Below are 19,381 nucleotides of genomic sequence, written 5' to 3' on the forward strand. Positions count from 1 at the left end.
CGTGTATACCGGAACCGCTGTGTTTGACGTGCTCCTGCCGGGGGACTCACGTTCGTTGAAGGCGAAGCGCTCGTACGTGCGGCCGATCGTCGCGGCGCTGCGAAAGTTCGAGATATCCGTGGCCGAGGTCGGCGCGCTCGACCGGCACGGACGGGCGGAGATCGGGGTGGCGGTGGTGGCCGCCGAGCCCCGGCACGTGGGCGAGGTGCTCGACTCCTGCGAGCGCCTCATGGCCGGCCGTCCAGAGATCGAGCTGCTGTCCGTGAGGCGCCGGCTACACGGCGACGAGGACTGATTTTGAGCTGCTCACACGGGTAGTGTGCAGAGGTTGGCGGGTGTTTCCGGCCGCCTGGCCGGGTGCGCGCAAGTGAAGCTTCCGGAGGTGGCGAGATGACGGACCCGGCCAAGGTACGCCGGCACGCGGAGCGGGTGCGGGAGCTGGTGGCTTCGGTGGTGCGCACCCAGATCAAAGACCCTCGCCTCGGCATGATCACCATCACGGACGCCCGGATCACCGGCGACCTGCGTGACGCCACGGTGTTCTACACGGTGCTCGGCGACGCCGCCGCCCAGGCGGGCACCGCGGCCGCCCTCGACAGCGCCAAGGGGCTCGTGCGCAGCACCGTCGGCAAAGCGCTCGGGCTCCGCCACTCGCCGACGCTGACCTTCGTCCACGACGTCGTGCAGGATCACGCCAAGCACATCGACGACCTGCTCGCCCAGGCGCGCACGGCCGACACCGAGGTGCAGCGGCTGGCGGCCGGCGCGGAGTACGCGGGGGAGGCCAACCCGTACAAGGAAGAAGAGGCGGACGAGGACGAGGGCGACGAAGACGACGCCCGGGACCGGCCGTGACCGCCGTGGTCGAGGCGCCGGCCGCGGAGCCTGCCGCCGCCGACTGGGCCGCCGCCGTCGCCGCGGTGCGCGGCCTGCCGCCGGGCGGCACGGTGCTGCTGGTCTGCCACGTCAACCCGGACGGCGACGCTCTCGGCAGCATGCTCGGCGTGGCGCTGGGCTTGCGCCGGTTGGGCGTCACCCAGCTTCAGGCGACGTTCCCGGGTGCGACGGCGGGAGCCGCCGGCGACGGGTACACCGGGCCGCCGGAGGTGCCCGAGCCGTTCCGCTGGCTGCCCGGCCTCGACCTGCTGGTCCCGGCAGATACCGCCTACCCGGCGCCCGACCTGTTCCTCTGCTTCGACGCGGCGAGCGCCTCCCGGCTCGGCGCGCTCGTCGACCGGCTCGACACGGCGGGCGCCGCCGTGGTGCTCGACCACCACGCGTCCAATACACGTTTCGGTGGCATCCACCTCGTCGACCCGGGTGCCGCCGCCACCTCGGTGGTGTCCGAGGGCCTGCTCGACCGGCTGGGAGTGTCGCTCGACGCGGAGATCGCGGCGTGCCTCTACGTGGCGCTGGCGACCGACACGGGCTCGTTCCGGTTCGACATGACGACCCCGGCGGTGCACGAGATGGCCGCCCGGCTCATCGCCACCGGCATCAGCCCGGGTGAGATCTCCCGCCGGATCTTCGACACCCGCCCGTTCGGCGCCGTTCGGCTCTACGGCGACGTGCTGCGGCGCGCCCAGCTCGAGCCCGAGGCGGCCGGCGGGGTGGGGCTCGTGTGGACGTACGCGACGCTCGACGACCTCGCCCGCCACGGTCAGAAGCCGTACGTGCTGGAGGCGCTCATCGACTCCGTGCGGTGCTCGGCGGAGGCCGACGTGAGCTGCGTCGTCAAGCAGGTCGCTCCGGCCGAGTGGGCGGTTTCGATGCGGAGCAAGGGCGCCGTCGACGTGAGCCGGGTCGCGGTGGCGCTCGGCGGCGGTGGCCACCGGCTGGCGGCGGGGTTCACCGGGCGGGGCACGGTCGACGACGTGATCGGGTCCATCCGCGCGGAGCTGTGAGCGGGCGCGACGACGCTGCGTCTCCTTCTGCTACCCGTCCGTATGCCGGGAACCTAGCGCGCGTTCATCTGACTTAACGCTAACTTGGTTGGCGTTGCGTACCGGTTCGTGCGTGCAGTTCGTATCCAGAGCACTGCGTGCGGCCGGTGTTGCCTCCAGGGTCAGACCGACCCGGGCTCGCGCCACCGCCGTTCCGGCGATCCCGGAGGGCCGTTTCGGCGCACCGCACGACCGCCCGCCGTGGTGGCTCACGCTCAAGAGCCGCACGCCCTGGAAGGACGTTGTTCCGATGGCTAGCAAGCCCAAGCCGCAGACGACCGAAGACGAGCGCGAGCAGGCCCGCCGCGCACTCCAGACCTCCATGGACACGCGCCAGTAAGACAGTCACCCGCTTGATTGCCCTTGGCACCATGCGAGGGCATGCGGATCGAAGGACCTGACGGCCGGCGCTGGTGGGTCGGCCGGCGCTGGTTGCCCTGGCGGCCCCGCGGCCGTGACATGGGCAAGGGCGGCCTGACCGACTTTCCCATCAGCGGCGACGAGCCCATCGGGCTTCTGATCGCCATCGTCGTCGCCGCCGTCCTGGTGCTGTTTCCGGTCGTCCTCGTCGCGGCCATCTTCGTGGCCGAGTGGCTGCTCCTGCTCCTCCTGCTGCCGATCATCACCCTGCTTCGCGTGGGCTTCGGCATGCCGTGGACCGTGGTCGCCCGCAGCGGAGGCGTCCGCTACGCCGAGCAGGTGGCCGGCTGGCGCCGGTCGCGCGAGCTCATCCAGTCGACGAGCACCGAGATCAAGGAGTACGGCGAGCCGCGCTCGCTCTTCGTGGCGTAAGCACCACAGGCCATTGCGGTCATTACGTGATCGGTGTCAGGATGGCGGGCGATGTCCCCGTACTCCCTGCGCCGCATCACGGCTCTCGCGCTGCCCGCACTGATCGTGCTCGCCGCCGAGCCGCTCTACGTGCTCGTCGACACCGCGGTCGTCGGACACCTGGGGAGTGTCCCGCTCGCCGCGCTCGCGATCGGCGGCACGGTGATGTCGGCGGCCGCGTGGCTGGGCACCGTAATGGCGTACGGCACGACCGGCCGCTCCGCCCGCCGCTTCGGGGCCGGTGACCGGGCCGCGGCGGTGGCCGAGGGCGTGCAGGCGTCGTGGCTGGCGTTCGGCGTCGGACTCGCCCTGGCGGTCGTCGCCCAGGTGGCGGCCGGCCCCCTGGCCCGTACCCTCGGCGGTGGTGACTCGGACGTGGCCGGCGCCGCCGCCGAATGGCTGCGGATCGCGGCGCTCGGCGCCCCCGGCCTTCTCCTCGCCGCCGCCGGCAACGGCTGGATGCGCGGGGTGCAGGACACCCGGCGGCCGCTCTACTACGTGCTCGGGGCCAACGTGCTCTCCGCGGTGCTCTGCCCCATCCTCGTGTACCCGGCGGGGCTCGGCCTGACCGGCTCGGCCGTGGCCAACGTGGTGGCGCAGACGGTCGCGGGTGTGTTTTTCGCCCGTGCGCTCGTCGCCGAGCGGGTGTCCCTGCGCCCACACCCGGCGGTGATCGGCCAGCAGCTCGTGCTCGGCCGCGACCTGCTGATCCGCGGCTCGGCGTTTCAGGCCTGCTTCCTCTCCGCGACGGCGGTGGCCGCCCGCTTCGGCACGGCGGTGGTCGCGGCGCACCAGATCACCGTGCAGCTGTGGTTCTTCTGCGCGCTCGCCCTCGACGCGGTGGCCATCGCCGCCCAGTCGCTGATCGGCGCCGCGCTGGGTGCCGGACACGACCGCGAGGCGCGCGACCTGGGCCGGCGCATCGCATTGATCGGTGGCGTCAGCGGCGCCGGCTTCGCGGTGGTGATCGGCGCGGGCGCGGGCGTGGTGCCGGGCTGGTTTACCGGCGACCCGGCGGTGCACGACCAGGCGCTGGTGGCCTGGCCGTGGTTTGTCGCACTGCTGCCGCTGGCCGGCATCGTCTACGCCCTGGACGGCGTGCTCATCGGCGCCGGCGACGCCCGCTACCTGCGCAACGCCACGATCCTGGCGGCGCTGGGCGGCTTTCTGCCGGTGGTCTGGCTGGCGTACGCGCTGGACGCCGGGCTGGGTGGCATCTGGGCGGGGCTGTCGCTCTTCATCGTGTTGCGCCTGGTCACCCTGCTGCTGCGGATGCGCACCGGCGCGTGGGCCGTGGTCGGCGCGGTGCGATAGGCCCCCGGCGTCAGCCCAGCACGTACTGCTCGTCGCCGAAGTCGGCCACGATCGTCAGCTTGCCGCCGAGGGCCCGCACGTACGCCGCGAGCGTCTCCACCTCGGTGCGCTCCAGCTGGCCTTTTTCGATGCGGGACACCCGCGCCTGCGTCACGCCCATCGCCTTGGCGACCTCCACCTGGGTGGTGCGCTGGCGGCGGCGCACCTCGGCCAGCCGGTGGGCCCGCGACTCGGCGACCATCCGCCGGGCGCCGTCGTCGATCTCGGCCCGCTCCGCCTCGGTGAAGCCGAGCTCGCCCTTCATGTCGTCCCAAGAACGCGTCTCGGGATCACTCAGGTGGTCACTCATGCGTCTGCTCCTCCACATGCTTCAAATGCTCGGCATACGCCGCCTCGGCCATCGGGATCGCCGTGCTGTACCAGCTACGCCAACGGCCGGCCTTGTCGCCGCCCACCAGGATCACCGCCCGCCGCAGCGGGTCGAAGACGAACAGGACCCGGACCTTTCTGGCGCCGCGCGATCCGGGACGTAACTCTTTGAGATTGGCCAGGCGCGAGCCCTTGACCGTGTCGACAAGCGGCCGACCGAGCGCCGGGCCCTCGACGCCGAGCGCCTCGATGGCCTGGCTGACGAGGAGCAGGGTGGCGCGGTCGGTGCGCCGCAGGGTGTGCAGCCAGGATCGGGCCGGCTCCAGAACGATGATCGACCAACTCACGACGCGACTCCACGGGAAGACTATAACGCTGACATCATATAACGCGCAAGGTCTATTGATCTTCCAGCGAAGCTCTCGTGGAATGCGAGCCGAGGCTGCCACCGTGCCCGATTGATCACAATCCGCTATCTGGCAGGCTTGCGCCGTGAGCGTGGACGGGCTGGTGGTCGTGGACAAGGCGACCGGGATGACATCGCACGATGTCGTGGCACGAGTACGCCGGCTGGCCCGGACCCGGCGGGTAGGGCACGGCGGCACCCTCGACCCGATGGCCACCGGCGTGCTGGTCATCGGCGTGGGCAAGGCGACCCGGCTGCTGACCTACGTGATCGGGTCGGGCAAGGGCTACACGGCGACCATCCGCCTCGGACAGGCAACGATCACCGACGACGCCGAGGGCGAGGTGGTCGCCACTACGCCGGCCGGCCACGTGACCGACGGCGCGATCCGCGCCGGGCTGGACGCGCTCACCGGTGACATCGAGCAGGTGCCGAGCGCGGTGAGCGCTATCAAGATCGACGGCAAGCGGGCGTACAAGCGGGTGCGCGAGGGCGAGCAGGTGACGCTTGCCGCGCGGCCCGTGACGATCTCCCGGCTGGAGGTGCTGGCGATCCGCCGACCGTCCGCGGACGTGGTCGACGTCGACGTCGAGGTGGTTTGCTCGTCCGGCACCTACATCCGCGCGATCGCCCGCGACCTCGGCGCCGGGCTGGAGGTGGGCGGTCACCTGACGGCGTTGCGGCGGACGGCCGTCGGTGGCTTCACGCTGGCGGAAGCGTCCACATTGGAAGAGCTGGAGAAGGTGGCGCCCGAGGTGGTCAACCTGCCGCTCGCGGACGCCGCCCGGCGGTTCTTCGCGGCACGGGAGGCCACTGTGGACGAGGCGAAGACGCTGTCGCACGGCGGGCCGCTCGACCGCGCCGGCATCGAGGGGCCCTACGCGGTCTTCGCCCCGGACGGCGGGCTGCTCGCGATCGTGCGCGAGCGGGAGGGGCGGGCCCGCCCCGAGGTGGTCTTCACCGGCTCGTGAGGCCGTCTTCCCAGGCGCTGCGGACCAGGCTCCCGGGACCCAGCTCACGCTCGCCGACCACCTGGGCGCTGCGGCGGTACAGGTGCACCCGCACGTTGGCGCGGCCGGCCAGCAGCGAGAGGTCGAGCGGGCCGTGACCGTGGTGGTGGATGGAGATCACCGGGCCGGTCACCTCGCGCAGCGCGCGCAGATCCGGCGGCGTCGCGAAGTGGAGTGCTAGCCGCCGCAGGCCCGGTGGCACCGGAAGCCTGTCGGCGGACCACGCGCCGCCGAGGTGCAGGTCGAGCCGGGTCATCGCGGGCAGGCCGATGCCGGCGAGCGGCTCGACGGTGGTGACGTGGTAGAGCGTCAGCGACTCGAGCGCGGGCAGCTCGGCGCCGTCCAGCTCGTAGACGCGCGGGGCGCTGATGGCCAGCTCGCGCAGCGGCAGGCCGGTCAGTACACGCACGCCCGTCACGTCGCCGGCCACGACAAGCGAGGTGAGATCCGGCAGGCCGGCCAGGGGCGCCAGGTCCAGCGGCCCCGGTGAGGCGGCGACCTCCAGCGCCCGGAGCGCCGGCAGGTCACGGACGAAGGCGACACCGTCCAGGCCGCCGGCCGCCACGGTGAGGTGCGTCAGCCGCCGCAGCCAGCGCAGCGCGGGCAGCAGGCGGGCGTCGTCGACGGTCAGCTCGCCGGCGTGCAGCGGCGAGTCGGCCAGCACCCGCGCGGCGTACTCCTCGGGGTCGAAGTGCGACCAGGCCCGCACGAGCGCGTCCACGACACTGTGTCGCGAGTCGCCGCCGAACCGGGCCAGCAGCGGCAGCGCGGCCGGGTCGCCCGACTCGCGGACCGCTTCGATGGTGAGCACCGCGGCGTACTCGTTGTTGGGCTGGCTCGCCATCATCAGGTCGATCGCGAACGGTCCGGCCCGTCCGAGCGCCCGCGCGGCCGCCTCGCCCTGCGGCGGCACAAGCTTGGCGGTGGCCTCGCGGATGGTCCGCTCCAGCTCGGGGGAGCGCTCGGGCGAGGTCTCCAGGCAGGCGAGCGCGACAAGGCCGAGCAGGTCGCGGTGGGCGCGTGGGGTCTCGCGGTCGCGCCCGCGCGCCAGCAGCCCGCCCAGCAGCGTCTCCCGGCCGGCCGCGCTGGCGTGGCCGGCGGCCATCACCACGACCTCGTGCCACTGCGGCTCGTGCGCGTGCGCCCGCAGCACCCCGAAGTCGCCTTCGTCGACCGCCTGCTTGGCGGCCAGGTACTCCTCGAACGACCGGTGGACGAAGTCCACTCGCCCCTCGACCTGCTCGCGCAGCAGGCCGGTGCGTTCCAGCAGTACCCGGTAGACCTGGGCCGCCTCCGCCTTGACCTGCGGCATCGCCCGCAGCTTCGCCGCCAGCCGGTCGATCGCGTCGTCGCGGGCCGCGTCCGACCAGCCGTTGCGGATCAGCCAGTACGCCAGGTCGCTGAGCAGCAGGGTCTGCTCGGTACGGCCGATCACCGGCTGGGTGTCGACCCGGCGCTCCCGGTCGCGCCGCTCCAGAAGCATGTGCAGCGCGATCTCGTACAGCTCCATGCGGTTGCCGGGCAGCTGGCCGCGCCGGTCGCGGTGCAGCGCGCAGAGCAGGGCGCACAGCAGCGGGTAGCCGGCCAGCTGGCGCAGGTGGCGGTGGCGGTCGAGGGCGTCGAGCAGCCCCTGCTCCTGCTCGGTGACCTCCGCCCGTTCCGGCTCGGTGGCGCATCCGCTGCGTATCGCCTCGTGCCACCGGTGCGTGAACGCGCGTACCTGTGTCGGGGTCATCGGCTCTAGCTCGGCGGCGAGGAAGCCGGCCGCGGCCAGCCAGTCTTCCGGCGCGGCCGCCGGCCGCGACGTGACCACGTAGCGGGCCCGCGGAAACGCCGTGATGAGGTCGGTGAGCCACCGCTTCACCTCGTCGCGGCGGTCTTCGGCCAGCTCGTCGACGCCGTCGAGCAGCACGATCGCCCGGCCCGAGCGGAGCTGCCGCTGCACCCAGCCCGGTGCCATCTCCTGCGCGATGTGGCGGCCCACCTCCTGGAGGAAGGCCTCCGGCGCGGGCAGCTCGGAGGCCGCGTACCGGCGCAGGGGCAGGAAGAACGGCACGGTCCCCTGCCAGGCCGCGAGGCGGTCCGGGAAGGTGTCGCGCGCGCTGTGCACCGCGACCCAGTGCAGCAGCGTGGTCTTGCCGGTGCCGGCCTGCCCGCGCACGAAGAGCCGGTCGGAGCGGGCCAGGACCCGCTCCACCTGGTCGCCCGCGAGCAGGTCGTCCGGGGTCCGCGCGGCCCGCGCGGTCAGGCTCAGGTAAGCGACCGAGAGCGGGTAGCGGCGGCTGGACTCGGAGAGCGTCACGCCGAAGAACTCGACCTGGTCGAGCCGGTTGGCCACGAGCTGCCGGTAGTCGCGCTCGAAGTCGTGCGGCCCGCGCCGCTCCGGCAGGCGCTCCAGCATGGCGCGGATCTCGTCGAGGATCTGGCGGTCGCGGCGCAGCAGCTCGGTGATCCCGGCGATGCCCGCGCCGGGCAGCGCGCGGGCGGCCTCGATCGCGTAGGCGGCGCATTCGCGCAGCACCAGGTCGTACAGCCGGACCCCGCCCTCGGCGAGGCCGGCGCGCACCGGCCGCCCCGGGTCCTGGGCGCGCAGGTAGCGGTCCAGGTAGCCGGCGTCCAGGTCCTGCTTGAACAGGTCTTCCTCGGTGAGCGCGGCCGCCTCGAACGTCTCCCGCACCGCGTGGAGCGCCGCCTCCTGCTCGTTGGGCGGCAGGTCGCCCAGCTCGCGGAGGGCCAGGAGCCGCTCGGCGACGACCTCGGCGGCCTCCTCCCAGATCCGGTGGAACCGTCGTCGCTCGCGGGCACTGGTCAGCCGCTCGGCCGCGTGGTCGATCACGCTGGCACCGCCCTCGGCCGCCATCCGGTGGTCGCCGAGCCAGACGCCGCAGGCCACCCTCGCCACCGCCGCGCCGAGTGAGATCGCGGCTACCTCCAGACCGGGCACGCGCCGAGGGTGCCACAGACCGAGTGATAACGCACACGCGCTGCTCGCGGCTCCGGACGGCCTAGAGTGGGCTGCATGCAGAGGTGGCGGGGGTACGACACGGTGCCGAGCGGGTTTGGCCGTTCGGTGGTCACCATCGGGGTGTTCGACGGTGTCCACAGGGGACACCAGGCGACCATCGGCCATGCGGTGAAGCGGGCCCGCGACGCCGGGCTCCAGTCGGTGGTCCTGACGTTCGACCCGCACCCCTCCGAGGTGGTCCGGCCGGGCACCCACCCCGCCGTGCTCACCGAGCCGCGGCGCAAGGCCGAGCTGATCGCCGAGCTGGGCGTCGACGCGCTGTGCGTGGTGCCGTTCACGCTGGACTTCTCCCGGCTCCCACCGGAGGCGTTCGTCCACGACGTGCTGGTCGAGCACCTGCACGCGGCCGTGGTGGTGGTGGGTGACAACTTCCGCTTCGGCCACAAGGCGGCCGGCGACGGGGCGCTGCTGCGCGACCTGGGCCGCCGGTGGGGGTTCGCGGTCGAAGACTCGCCGCTGGTGTCGAGCGGCGACACGGTGTTCTCCTCGACGTACATCCGCGCCTGTGTCGCCGCCGGCGACGTGGCGGCGGCCGCCGAGGCGCTCGGCCGGCCGCACCGGGTGGAGGGTGTGATCGTCCGCGGTGACCAGCGGGGCCGCCAGCTCGGCTTCCCCACGGCCAACTTCCTCACCGGCACCCACACGGCGGTGCCGGCCGACGGCGTGTACGCCGGATGGGTGATCCGCGGCGACGAGCGGCTGCCGGCCGCCGCCTCCGTGGGGACAAACCCTACCTTTTCGGGCGAAGACCGGCGGGTCGAGGCGCACATCCTCGACTTCGACGGCGACCTCTACGGCGAGCGCCTCGGCCTGGAGCTGGTGGCCAACCTGCGTGGCCAGGTCAAGTACGACGGGATCGAGCCCCTGATCGCCCAGATCAAGGAGGACGTGGCGCAGACCCGGGCACTGCTGAACGGGTAGCGTCTCACGGGCTGGTAGTGTTACCGGGACGTCGTGTTACGACGTTCTGTTCCGTGTGCCTGCACGACGCCGCGGGCCCGGACTGTTAACGCCCATAGAAACAGGGAGAAAATGGCGCTCGACCAACAAGCCAAGGCCAAGATCAGGGAAGAGTACGCGACCGTCGAGGGAGACACTGGTTCTCCCGAGGTGCAGGTCGCGGTGCTTACCAAGCGGATCGCCGACCTCACCGAGCACCTCAAGGTGCACAAGCACGACCACCACAGCCGCCGTGGTCTGCTGCTCCTGGTGGGTCGCCGCCGCCGCCTCCTGAACTACATGGCGAAGAAGGACATCAACCGCTACCGGTCGATCATCGAGCGGCTCGGTCTGCGGCGATAAACACCGGGGGAGCGGCGTGAGTCGCTCCCCTACCCACCCGAGGGGGTCCGGGAGCGGATCGACGCACCGGTCCTCGGTAGTGGCCCCCGGGCTGCCGCACATCGGCCCCCCGGGCGCTTCGATCGAAGACCGGCCCGTCTGAGCAGCTCCCGAGGTTGTGACCCCCACAACCGAAGAGGAGTGCATCCAGAACATGACCGAGCACAACAGCCTCGGCAACCAGCAAAGCACCGCGGTGATCGACAACGGGTCGTTCGGCACCCGGGAGATCACGTTCTCCACCGGCCGGCTGGCCAAGCAGGCCGCCGGCTCCGTGATCGCCCAGCTCGGCGACACCGTCGTCCTCTCCGCGACCACGGCGGGCAAGCAGCCCCGCGAGGGATTCGACTTCTTCCCGCTGACCGTCGACGTCGAAGAGCGCATGTACGCCGCGGGTCGCATCCCCGGCTCGTTCTTCCGCCGCGAGGGCCGGCCGAGTGAGGACGCGATCCTCACCTGCCGCCTGATCGACCGGCCGCTGCGCCCCAGCTTCGTCAAGGGCCTGCGCAACGAGGTCCAGGTCGTCGAGACCATCCTGGCGCTCGACCCGGCCCACCCGTACGACGTGGTGGCGATCAACGCCGCGTCCCTCTCCACCAAGCTCTCCGGCCTGCCGTTCTCCGGCCCGATCGGTGCCACCCGGATGGCACACATCGACGGCCAGTGGGTGGCGTTCCCGACCCACGAGGAGCTGGCTCGCGCCACGTTCGACATGGTGGTCGCCGGCCGCGTCCTGCCCGACGGCGACGTCGCGATCATGATGGTCGAGGCCGAGGCCACCGAGCACACCGTCGCCCTCGTCGCGGGCGGCGCCACCGCGCCGACCGAGGAGATCGTCGCCGGTGGCCTGGAGGCCTCCAAGCCGGCCATCCGCGAGCTGTGCCGCGCGCAGAGCGTGATCGCCGACGTGGCCGCCAAGCCGATCGCCGAGTTCCCGACCTTCCTCGACTACCAGGACGACGCCTTCGAGGCGGTCGCGTCCGCGGTGCGCGGTGAGGTCAGCGAGGCGCTGAAGATCGCCGGCAAGGCCGAGCGTGAGGAAGCGCTCGACCGCATCAAGGACAAGGCCGTCGAGCTCGTCGCCCCGCAGTTCGAGGGGCGCGAGAAGGAGATCTCTCCGGCGTTCCGCTCGCTGGTCAAGTCGGAGGTGCGCACGCGCGTGCTGCGCGACCAGGTGCGCATCGACGGCCGCGGCCCGCGCGACATCCGGCCGCTGACCGCCGAGACCCAGGTGCTGCCGCGGGTGCACGGTTCGGCGCTGTTCGAGCGGGGCGAGACGCAGATCCTCGGCGTCACCACGCTCAACATGCTCCGCATGGAGCAGCAGCTCGACACGCTGTCGCCGGAAAAGCACAAGCGCTACATGCACAACTACAACTTCCCGCCGTACTCGACGGGTGAGACCGGCCGGGTCGGCGCGCCCAAGCGGCGCGAGATCGGCCACGGCGCGCTGGCCGAGCGGGCGCTGATCCCGGTGCTGCCCAGCCGCGAGGAGTTCCCGTACGCGATCCGCCAGGTCTCCGAGGCCCTCGGCTCCAACGGGTCGACCTCGATGGGCTCGGTCTGCGCCTCGACCATGTCGTTGCTGTCGGCCGGTGTGCCGCTGAAGGCGCCGGTCGCGGGCATCGCGATGGGCCTGATCTCCGACGAGGTCGAGGGCAAGACGCAGTACGTCAGCCTCACCGACATCCTCGGCGCGGAAGACGCCTACGGCGACATGGACTTCAAGGTCGCCGGCACCCGTGAGTACGTGACCGCGCTCCAGCTCGACACCAAGCTCGACGGCATCCCGTCCGACGTGCTCGCGGCCGCGCTCCAGCAGGCCCACGACGCGCGCCAGACGATCCTCGACGTGATGCAGGAGGCCATCGAGGCACCGGCCACGATGTCCGAGTACGCGCCGCGGGTCACCACCGTCAAGATCCCGGTCGACAAGATCGGCATGGTGATCGGGCCGAAGGGCCAGACCATCAACGCGATCCAGGACGAGACCGGCGCCGAGATCTCGATCGAAGACGACGGCACGATCTACGTCGGCGCGACCAACGGCCCCTCGGCCGAGGCGGCGGTCGAGCGGATCAACGCGATCGCCAACCCCACGCTGCCGAAGGTGGGCGACAAGTTCCTCGGCACGGTGGTGAAGACGGCCGCGTTCGGCGCGTTCATCTCGCTGCTGCCCGGCCGCGACGGCCTGCTGCACATCTCCAAGGTGGGCAACGGCAAGCGGGTCGAGAAGGTCGAGGACTACCTCAACGTCGGCGACAAGGTCGAGGTGCAGATCGCCGACATCGACCAGCGCGGCAAGATCTACCTCGACAAGGTGCGCGCCGAGGGCGAGGAGGCGCCGGCCGACGCCGCCGGTGGCGACCGCCCGCCGGCCCGCGACCGGGGCGACCGTGGTCCGCGCGACCGCGGTGACCGCGACGGTGGCGACCGTGGCCCGAGCCGCGGCGAGCCCGCGGGTGAGGGCGACGGCGAAGGCGGCCCGCGCCGCCGCCGGCACCGTCGTTGATGACGCTGGACAGTAGGGACGGGGGCAGCACGGTACGGCGTACCGTGCTGCCCTCGGGCCTTAGGGTGCTGACCGAGGCGATCCCCTCGATGCGGAGCGTCTCGTTCGGCGTGTGGGTGGGCATCGGCTCCCGCGACGAGGCACCCGAGCTCGCCGGCGTCTCGCACTTCCTGGAGCACCTGCTCTTCAAGGGCACCGAGCGGCGCACCGCGCTGGACATCTCGGCCCAGATCGAGGCGGTGGGCGGCGAGACCAACGCGTTCACCACCAAGGAGTACACCTGCTACTACGCGCGGGTCCTCGACGAAGACCTGCCGCTCGCCATCGACGTGATGTGCGACCTCGTGTCCCACTCGGTGCTCGACGCGGCCGATGTGGAGACCGAGCGCGGCGTGATCCTCGAAGAGATCGCGATGCACGACGACGAGCCCGGCGACGAGGTGCACGACGTCTTCGCCGAGGCCGTCTACGGCACCCACCCGCTGGGCCGGCTCATCTCCGGCACGCAGGACACGATCGCGCCGATGACGCGGCCGCAGATCGAGGGCTTCTACCACGACCGGTACCTGGCACCGTCCATTGTGGTCGCCGCGGCCGGCAACCTCGACCATGACGTCGTGGTCGAGCTGGTGCGGCGAAACCTCGACCTGGCCGGTGGGGGCACGCCCGCGCCGCTGCGACCCACCGACACCGTGCCGACGCAGGCGCCCGACACGGTGGTACGCGGAAAGGACACCGAGCAGGCGCACATCGTGCTCGGCTGCCCCGGCATCGGGCGGCTCGACGAGCGGCGCTTCGCGCTCGGCGTGCTCAACAACGTGCTCGGCGGCGGCATGTCCAGCCGGCTCTTCCAGGAGATCCGGGAAAAGCGCGGCCTCGCGTACTCGGTCTACTCGTACTCCAGCCAGTACGCCGACACCGGCCTCTTCGCGGTCTACGCCGGCTGCGCGCCGGGCAAGGTCGACGAGGTGCTGGAGCTGACCCGGGCCGAGCTGGCCGCGGTGGCGGCAAAGGGCTTCACCGAGGCCGAGCTGGCCCGCGGCAAGGGCATGTCCAAAGGCTCGTACGTGCTGGGCCTGGAAGACACCGGCTCGCGGATGAGCCGGCTGGCCAAGGGTGAGCTGCTGTACGGCAGCGTGCTCTCCGTGGACGAGCTGCTGGCCCGCGTCGACGCGGTGACGCTCGACCAGGTGAACGCACTGGCCACCGATCTGCTGACAAGGCCCACCTCGTTGGCGGTGATTGGCCCGGTATAGGGCTATTTTGGTGCCCTGATCGTGGTCTATCTATCAGGGCCTTGAGCGTCGATGTGTGCGGGCGGCACGATGATGGGCCATGAGCGCCGGGTCCCTCCCCGAGCCTCCCGCACCGCCGCCGGAGCCCGCCGATTTCGAGGCGTTCTGGCGTGCCACGCGTGAGGACCTGTCCAAACCACCACTGTCCTGGCGAGTTCGCCGGCGATACGACGACGACCGGCTCGGCCGGCGGGTCGAGGAGCTGACTTTCGACTCAGCCACGGGCGAGCGGGCGTTCGCCTGGCTCACCTACCCGCGCGGTGCCGAGGTGAGCCGCGGCATGGTGGTGAGCCACGGCTACCAGGGCCGCCCGGACGGGCCGGACGAGTACGCGCCCGCGCCCGAGGCCGCGAAGATCTTCCCGTGCGCGCCCGGGCTGCCGCGCAGCCTGTCGCCCACGATCCCGGCGGTGACGGGTGAGCACGTGCTGCACGGCATCGAGTCGCGGGAGACGTACGTGCACCGCTTCTGCGCCGCCGACATCTGGCGCTCCGCCTCGGTCCTGCTGGAGCGCTTTCCGGGCATCGAGCGGCTCGACTACAACGGCGGCAGCTTCGGCGGCGGCATCGGCGCGCTCGCGCTTCCATGGGACGACCGCTTCCACCGCGCGCACTTCTACCTGCCGAGCTTCGGCCACCACCCGCTGCGGCTGCGCGTGCCGTGCACCGGCAGCGGCGAGGCGGTGCGCAGGCGGGTGGCGCGCCAGCCCGAGGTGCGCGACGTGCTCGCCTACTTCGACGCCGCGACCGCCGCGACCCGCATCCGGATACCGGTCTTCGTGTCCGTGGCGCGGCGCGATCCGGCCGTGCCGCCGGTCGGTCAGTTCGCCATCTACCACGCGCTCGCCGGCCCCAAGCGGCTGTGGATGCTCAGCGCCGGCCACATGCCGTACCCGACCGAGGCGGCCGAACTAGCGGCGCGCGACCGTGAGCTCGCCGCCTTCTTCGTGTGACCTTCTCCTCCGTGGGATAGTTTCTCCCCGTGACTGAAGAGCGCGAACCCATCCGTGTCGGCGTGCTCGGTGCCCGTGGGCGCATGGGCGTGGAGGTGTGCAAGGCCGTCGACGCCGCCGACGACCTAGAGCTGGTCGCGATGATCGACCAGGGTGACTGGCTGTTCAACGCCTCGGACGCGGGTGCGGAGGTCGTCGTCGACTTCACCAACCCCGACGTGGTGATGGACCACCTGCACTGGTGCATCGACCAGGGGATCAACTGCGTGGTCGGCACCAGCGGCTTCACCGCCCAGCGCCTCGAACGCGTGCGCAACTGGCTCCAGCACAAGCCCGAGGTCGGCGTGATCATCGCGCCGAACTTCGGCGTCGGCGCCGTGCTGATGATGGAGTTCGCCGCGCGGGCCGCCCGCTACTTCGAGTCGGTCGAGATCATCGAGCAGCACCACCCGGCCAAGGTTGACGCGCCGAGCGGCACCGCCACCCACACCGCCCGCGTCGTGGCGGAGGCCCGCGCCGCCGCCGGCCTCGCCGCCATGCCCGACGCCACCAAGGACGAGGTGGCCGGCGCCCGCGGTGCCGACCTCGACGGCGTCCGCGTCCACTCGGTGCGCGCCGCCGGCCTGGTCGCCCACCAGGAGGTCCTCTTCGGCACGACCGGCGAGACCCTCACCATCCGCCACGACTCGTACGACCGGGCCTCGTTCATGCCCGGCGTGCTGCTCGCCATCCGCCAGGTCCTCCAGCGCCCCGGCCTGACCGTTGGGTTGGCCCCGCTGCTCGACAGCTGAGCCTTTGATCCTTTGGGCTACCGCGATGTCCGCGGTGGTCCGTGCCGTTGCTCCCGCGGCCTCACCCTCCGTGGTTCACAACCCAAACTCCGACCGCCGGGCGTCCGGCGGCGGCCGGCAAGGTGTGCCGTCCAACCGCATTTGCTCTGCTTCCCATTAGGAAGCGGCCGCGATGCGCCGCCTCGGGCGGCGAGTGCTTCCCGTAGGGCAGGGCGAGTGCTTCCCATAGGGAAGCAGAGCAAATGCGGTTGGATGACACCATCACCTGGGCCTGGCCTGTCGACCAGCGGGCCGGGCCCGGAGGATCGGCGCGACACCACCGATGACGTCAGAGGGTTTCGTGGATCGTCAGGCCGGCCGGTAGGCCGGTCATAGCCGGGCGGCCGTCGCCGTCCACGGAGGCGTTCACCGGTGTGCCGGCGATGCGGAGGCCCGTGGCTCGCACGGCGCCGAGCGGGAGCGACGGGCGGAGGGTGACGCGGCCGGCCGGCACGTCCGGGTAGACGCCCAGCGCGGCGTGCAGCACCACCACGGCGGCCGCGGCGGACCAGGCCTGGGGGCGGCAGGCGGCGGGGTAGGGCATCGGCCGGGCGAACTCCGTCCGGTCGTCGCCGCCGTACAGCTCGGGCAGGCGGTAGTCGAAGGCCTCGCCGGCGCTCAGCAGGCCGTCGGCCAGCTTGGCGGCCGCCGGGCCGAAGCCCTCGCGGGCCAGGCCGGCCAGCACGATCGCGGTGTCGTGTGCCCAGATCGAGCCGCAGTGGTACGAGAGCGGGCTGAAGCCGGCGTCCTGTGTGGACATCGTGCGCAGGCCGAAGCCGCCGGAGAGGGTGGGGGAGGCGAGTGCCTCGGCGACGGCGGTCGACTCCTTGGGGGTCAGCAGGCCGGTGCCGAGCAGGTGGCCGATGTTGCTGGTCAGTGCGTCGACCGGGCGGCCGTCGCGGTCGAGGGCCAGCGCCGGGTACGTCCCCTGTGGACCGTCCACCCAGTAGCGTGCGCGGAAGCGCTCGGCCAGCGCGCCGGCGTAGTCGCGCCAGCGGTCGGCGCCCGGGCGGCCGAACGCGTCGAGCAGCGCGGCGCCGTGCAGGGCCGCCTGGTAGGCGTAGCCCTGCACCTCGGCCAGCGCGATCGGCGGGTCGGCCTGGCGGCCGTCGCGGAAGCGGACCGCGTCGCCGGAGTCCTTCCAGCCCTGGTTGGCGAGGCCGCGGCCGCTCTTGTCGACGTAGCGGACGAAGTCGGTGTGCGTGCCGAGCCACGCGAGCGCGGCCTCGACGTGCGGGAGCAGCGCGGCCACCTGCTCCGGTGGCATTCCCCACCGCCAGGCGTCGTGCAGCAGGCTGACCCAGAGCGGGGTGGCGTCGACGGTCCCGTAATACGCCGCGGGCAGATCGATCCGCTCGGCGCGGTGGGTGGTGTCGTGCCGCCGCAGCTCGTGCATGATCTTGCCGGGCGCCTCGCCGGAGCGGATGTCGTCGCGGGTGCCCTGGCGCCGGGCGAGCACCCGCAGCGTGCCGGCGGCCAGGTCGGTGCCGAGCGGGAGCAGCATGCGCGCGGCCCAGATGCTGTCCCGGCCGAAGAGCGTCAGAAACCAGGGCACGCCGGCGCCCAGGTAGGTGTCGTCGCCGTCGGCCAGCCGCAGCGACGCCAGGTCGTCCAGGGAACGGTCGAGCAGGCGCACCAGCCGGTGGTCGTCGGCGCTGACCTCCGGGCGGGACCACTCGACCGGCCCGGCGGGCGCGGCGACGATCGCGCGCGGGTCGTCGATCCGCACCTCCCAGCGCAGCGTCACGCTGCCACGCGTCGGCAGGTCGACCGGCCAGGTGAGGCTCTCCAGGGCTGTGCTGCCGCCCCGATCCGGGCTGGTCGTGGAGCGGCCACCGCCGGGTTGGGGCAGCCCCGAGGCGACCACCGTCACGGTGATGCCGCCGCCGCTCCACACGAGTGGCGCTGTGGGGGACAGCCGCTCGGTCGAGCCGCCCGACTTGACCATGTCCATCGGCGCGAGGTCGCAGGCGAGGTCGAGGGTGACGGTGGCGCGGACGGGCACGTCGGCGGTCGAGGTCACGGTGATCTCCTCGGCCATCCCGCCCGCGGTCACGCGGCGGACCCGGTCGATCCGCACGGTGGGGTCGGGGATCCGGGTGCCCAGCCACCGTACGACCGAGACGAACCGGGCGGTGCCGGGCCCCGCCGCCGTGTACCCGATGGGCTGCGGCTCGCGCCCGTCGACCAGCAGCCTGGCCTCGGCGAGCACGCGGGCGTCGGCGTGGAAGACGCCCTGGACGCCGGCCCCGCTGATCTGCCCGCCGGCCCCGCTGAGCGCCGTCGTCGGCGCCGTCGTCGTGGTCACGAGGTCGTGTAGCAGCGGCTGGAGCTTGCGGTCCGGCACGGGTGACTACCTCCTGGGGACAGTCTTGACAGATCGGCTCGCGCGGAGCAAAGTGCGAAACAACCCCGAAACTTGAACGATCCAATCATGCCCCACCTCGCTTTGAACGTTCAAGAGGATAGAAGGTACGAATGGGTGGTAAGGTGACGATCGCCACGGTTGCCGCGCGCGCCAACGTGTCCCGGCAGACGGTGTCCAACGTGCTCAACACCCCGCACCTGGTCCGCGAGGAGACCCGGGAGCGGGTGCGTGAGGCGATCGCCACCCTCGGCTACCGGGCCAACCAGGCCGCCCGGCTCATGCGCACCGGCCGGTCACGCCTGCTGGCCGTGCGGATCGAGCCCACCCGCGACGGGATCAACGGCTCGGTCCTCGACCGCTTCCTGCACGGGCTGACCGAGGCGGCCGCCCCGGCCGGATATCGCATCCTGCTCTACGCCGCCGCCGACGACCAGGCCGAGATCGCCACCTACGACGACCTGCTCGCCACCCACGAGCTGGACGGCTTCGTGCTGACCAGCACCCATCACGGCGACGTGCGCACGTCGTGGCTGGCCGAGCGGGGCGTGCCGTTCGTGACGTTCGGGCGGCCGTGGGGCCGGCTGGACCCGGAGCATGGCGCGGAGCGACGTGCCCGGATTCAGCCGGCATCCAGGGCCGAAGCGAGCGAAGCGAGCCAGCTAGCTGAGCCCTGGGGTGCGCCCGACAGCCATCCGTGGGTCGACGTCGACAACGCGGCAGGCACCGCCGCCGCCACCCGCCACCTGCTCGACGCCGGGCACCGGCGGATCGGCTTCGTCGGGTGGCCGGCGGGCTCCGGCGTCGGCGACGAGCGCCGCTCCGGGTGGGCGAGCACCGTCGGGCCGGACCACGCCGACCTCGCCCGCGCCACTGTGGACGGTGTCGCCGAGGGCGAGGCGGCGGCCCGCGACCTGCTGTCCATATCGGACCCACCGACCGCACTCGTGTGTGCGAGCGACTCGCTGGCCGTCGGGGCCTACACCGCGGCGTCTCCGGGCGTCGCGGTCGCCGGCTTCGACGACACGCCCGTCGCGCGCGTGCTCGGGCTCACCAGCGTCGCGCAGCCGCTCGCCGAGGCGGCCGCCCGCTGTGTCGACCTTCTCGCCGGCGTGCTCGACGGGGGCACCGCGCCGCGTCCCGTGCTCCTCCAACCCTCCCTCGTGATCCGCCAGTCAGCCTGAAGGA

General features: G+C 72.3%; 17 protein-coding genes. 13 read left to right on the forward strand and 4 right to left on the reverse strand.

The window, feature by feature from the left end:
* Position 1: 1 nt before the first annotated feature.
* The 5 genes from AC5L36_RS21110 to AC5L36_RS21130 all read left to right on the forward strand — a co-directional run bounded on the left by AC5L36_RS21110 (position 2) and on the right by AC5L36_RS21130 (position 4,088).
* Positions 2-295, forward strand: coding sequence for a DUF503 domain-containing protein (locus tag AC5L36_RS21110; protein ID WP_441215354.1), 294 nt, complete (start codon positions 2-4; stop codon positions 293-295).
* 95 nt (positions 296-390) lie between these two features.
* Positions 391-855, forward strand: coding sequence for a 30S ribosome-binding factor RbfA (gene rbfA / locus AC5L36_RS21115; protein ID WP_441215355.1), 465 nt, complete (start codon positions 391-393; stop codon positions 853-855).
* Positions 852-1,904, forward strand: coding sequence for a DHH family phosphoesterase (locus AC5L36_RS21120; RefSeq protein WP_441215356.1), 1,053 nt, complete (start codon positions 852-854; stop codon positions 1,902-1,904). The genes rbfA and AC5L36_RS21120 overlap by 4 nt, the downstream gene beginning before the upstream one ends.
* Before the next feature lie 420 nt (positions 1,905-2,324).
* Entirely contained in the window at positions 2,325-2,735 is a 411-nt protein-coding gene (locus AC5L36_RS21125; RefSeq protein ID WP_441215357.1) for a hypothetical protein, read from the forward strand.
* A gap of 51 nt (positions 2,736-2,786) precedes the next feature.
* Positions 2,787-4,088: an MATE family efflux transporter gene (locus AC5L36_RS21130; protein ID WP_441215358.1), complete on the forward strand. Its 1,302-nt coding sequence runs from the start codon at positions 2,787-2,789 to the stop codon at positions 4,086-4,088.
* Between the two features lie 10 nt (positions 4,089-4,098).
* Here the strand turns inward: AC5L36_RS21130 and AC5L36_RS21135 are convergent, their stop codons facing one another.
* Both AC5L36_RS21135 and AC5L36_RS21140 read right to left on the reverse strand, forming a co-directional pair.
* Positions 4,099-4,437 carry an XRE family transcriptional regulator gene (locus AC5L36_RS21135; RefSeq protein ID WP_441215359.1) on the reverse strand — a complete coding sequence of 113 codons (339 nt, stop codon included), beginning with the start codon at positions 4,435-4,437 and terminating at the stop codon, positions 4,099-4,101.
* Positions 4,430-4,804, reverse strand: a complete 375-nt coding sequence (locus AC5L36_RS21140; protein ID WP_441215360.1) for a type II toxin-antitoxin system RelE/ParE family toxin — start codon at positions 4,802-4,804, stop codon at positions 4,430-4,432. The genes AC5L36_RS21135 and AC5L36_RS21140 overlap by 8 nt, the downstream gene beginning before the upstream one ends.
* 145 nt (positions 4,805-4,949) lie before the next feature.
* Here AC5L36_RS21140 and truB point away from each other — a divergent pair, with 145 nt between their 5' ends.
* Positions 4,950-5,834 (forward strand): tRNA pseudouridine(55) synthase TruB, encoded by an 885-nt coding sequence (truB, locus tag AC5L36_RS21145; RefSeq protein ID WP_441215361.1) that lies wholly within the window; start codon positions 4,950-4,952, stop codon positions 5,832-5,834.
* Here the strand turns inward: truB and AC5L36_RS21150 are convergent.
* Positions 5,821-8,817, reverse strand: a complete 2,997-nt coding sequence (locus AC5L36_RS21150) for an NACHT domain-containing protein (RefSeq protein ID WP_441215362.1) — start codon at positions 8,815-8,817, stop codon at positions 5,821-5,823. The two genes, truB and AC5L36_RS21150, sit on opposite strands and share 14 nt — an antisense overlap.
* Before the next feature lie 75 nt (positions 8,818-8,892).
* Between AC5L36_RS21150 and AC5L36_RS21155 the strand changes: the two genes are divergently transcribed.
* The 6 genes from AC5L36_RS21155 (at position 8,893) to dapB (ending at position 15,789) form a co-directional block, all read left to right on the forward strand.
* A complete protein-coding gene (locus tag AC5L36_RS21155; protein WP_441215363.1) occupies positions 8,893-9,819 on the forward strand; it encodes a bifunctional riboflavin kinase/FAD synthetase in 927 nt (308 codons plus the stop codon).
* Positions 9,820-9,930: 111 nt separating this feature from the next.
* Positions 9,931-10,200, forward strand: coding sequence for a 30S ribosomal protein S15 (rpsO, locus tag AC5L36_RS21160; protein WP_308714609.1), 270 nt, complete (start codon positions 9,931-9,933; stop codon positions 10,198-10,200).
* A gap of 193 nt (positions 10,201-10,393) precedes the next feature.
* On the forward strand, positions 10,394-12,751 hold the full coding sequence (locus tag AC5L36_RS21165) for a polyribonucleotide nucleotidyltransferase (protein WP_441215426.1): 2,358 nt from the start codon (positions 10,394-10,396) through the stop codon (positions 12,749-12,751).
* Positions 12,751-14,007: a M16 family metallopeptidase gene (locus AC5L36_RS21170; RefSeq protein ID WP_441215364.1), complete on the forward strand. Its 1,257-nt coding sequence runs from the start codon at positions 12,751-12,753 to the stop codon at positions 14,005-14,007. Before AC5L36_RS21165 ends, AC5L36_RS21170 begins: the two co-directional genes overlap by 1 nt.
* A gap of 79 nt (positions 14,008-14,086) precedes the next feature.
* Positions 14,087-14,998: an acetylxylan esterase gene (locus tag AC5L36_RS21175; RefSeq protein ID WP_441215365.1), complete on the forward strand. Its 912-nt coding sequence runs from the start codon at positions 14,087-14,089 to the stop codon at positions 14,996-14,998.
* A gap of 29 nt (positions 14,999-15,027) precedes the next feature.
* Complete coding sequence (gene dapB / locus AC5L36_RS21180) at positions 15,028-15,789, forward strand: 4-hydroxy-tetrahydrodipicolinate reductase (RefSeq protein WP_441215366.1); 762 nt, start codon at positions 15,028-15,030, stop codon at positions 15,787-15,789.
* 328 nt (positions 15,790-16,117) lie between these two features.
* Here the strand turns inward: dapB and AC5L36_RS21185 are convergent, their stop codons facing one another.
* On the reverse strand, positions 16,118-18,175 hold the full coding sequence (locus AC5L36_RS21185; RefSeq protein ID WP_441215367.1) for an amylo-alpha-1,6-glucosidase: 2,058 nt from the start codon (positions 18,173-18,175) through the stop codon (positions 16,118-16,120).
* Positions 18,176-18,306: 131 nt separating this feature from the next.
* Between AC5L36_RS21185 and AC5L36_RS21190 the strand changes: the two genes are divergently transcribed.
* Entirely contained in the window at positions 18,307-19,377 is a 1,071-nt protein-coding gene (locus AC5L36_RS21190) for a LacI family DNA-binding transcriptional regulator (RefSeq protein WP_441215368.1), read from the forward strand.
* Positions 19,378-19,381 lie beyond the last annotated feature (4 nt).

This window comes from Phytohabitans sp. LZ39, assembly GCF_059359075.1.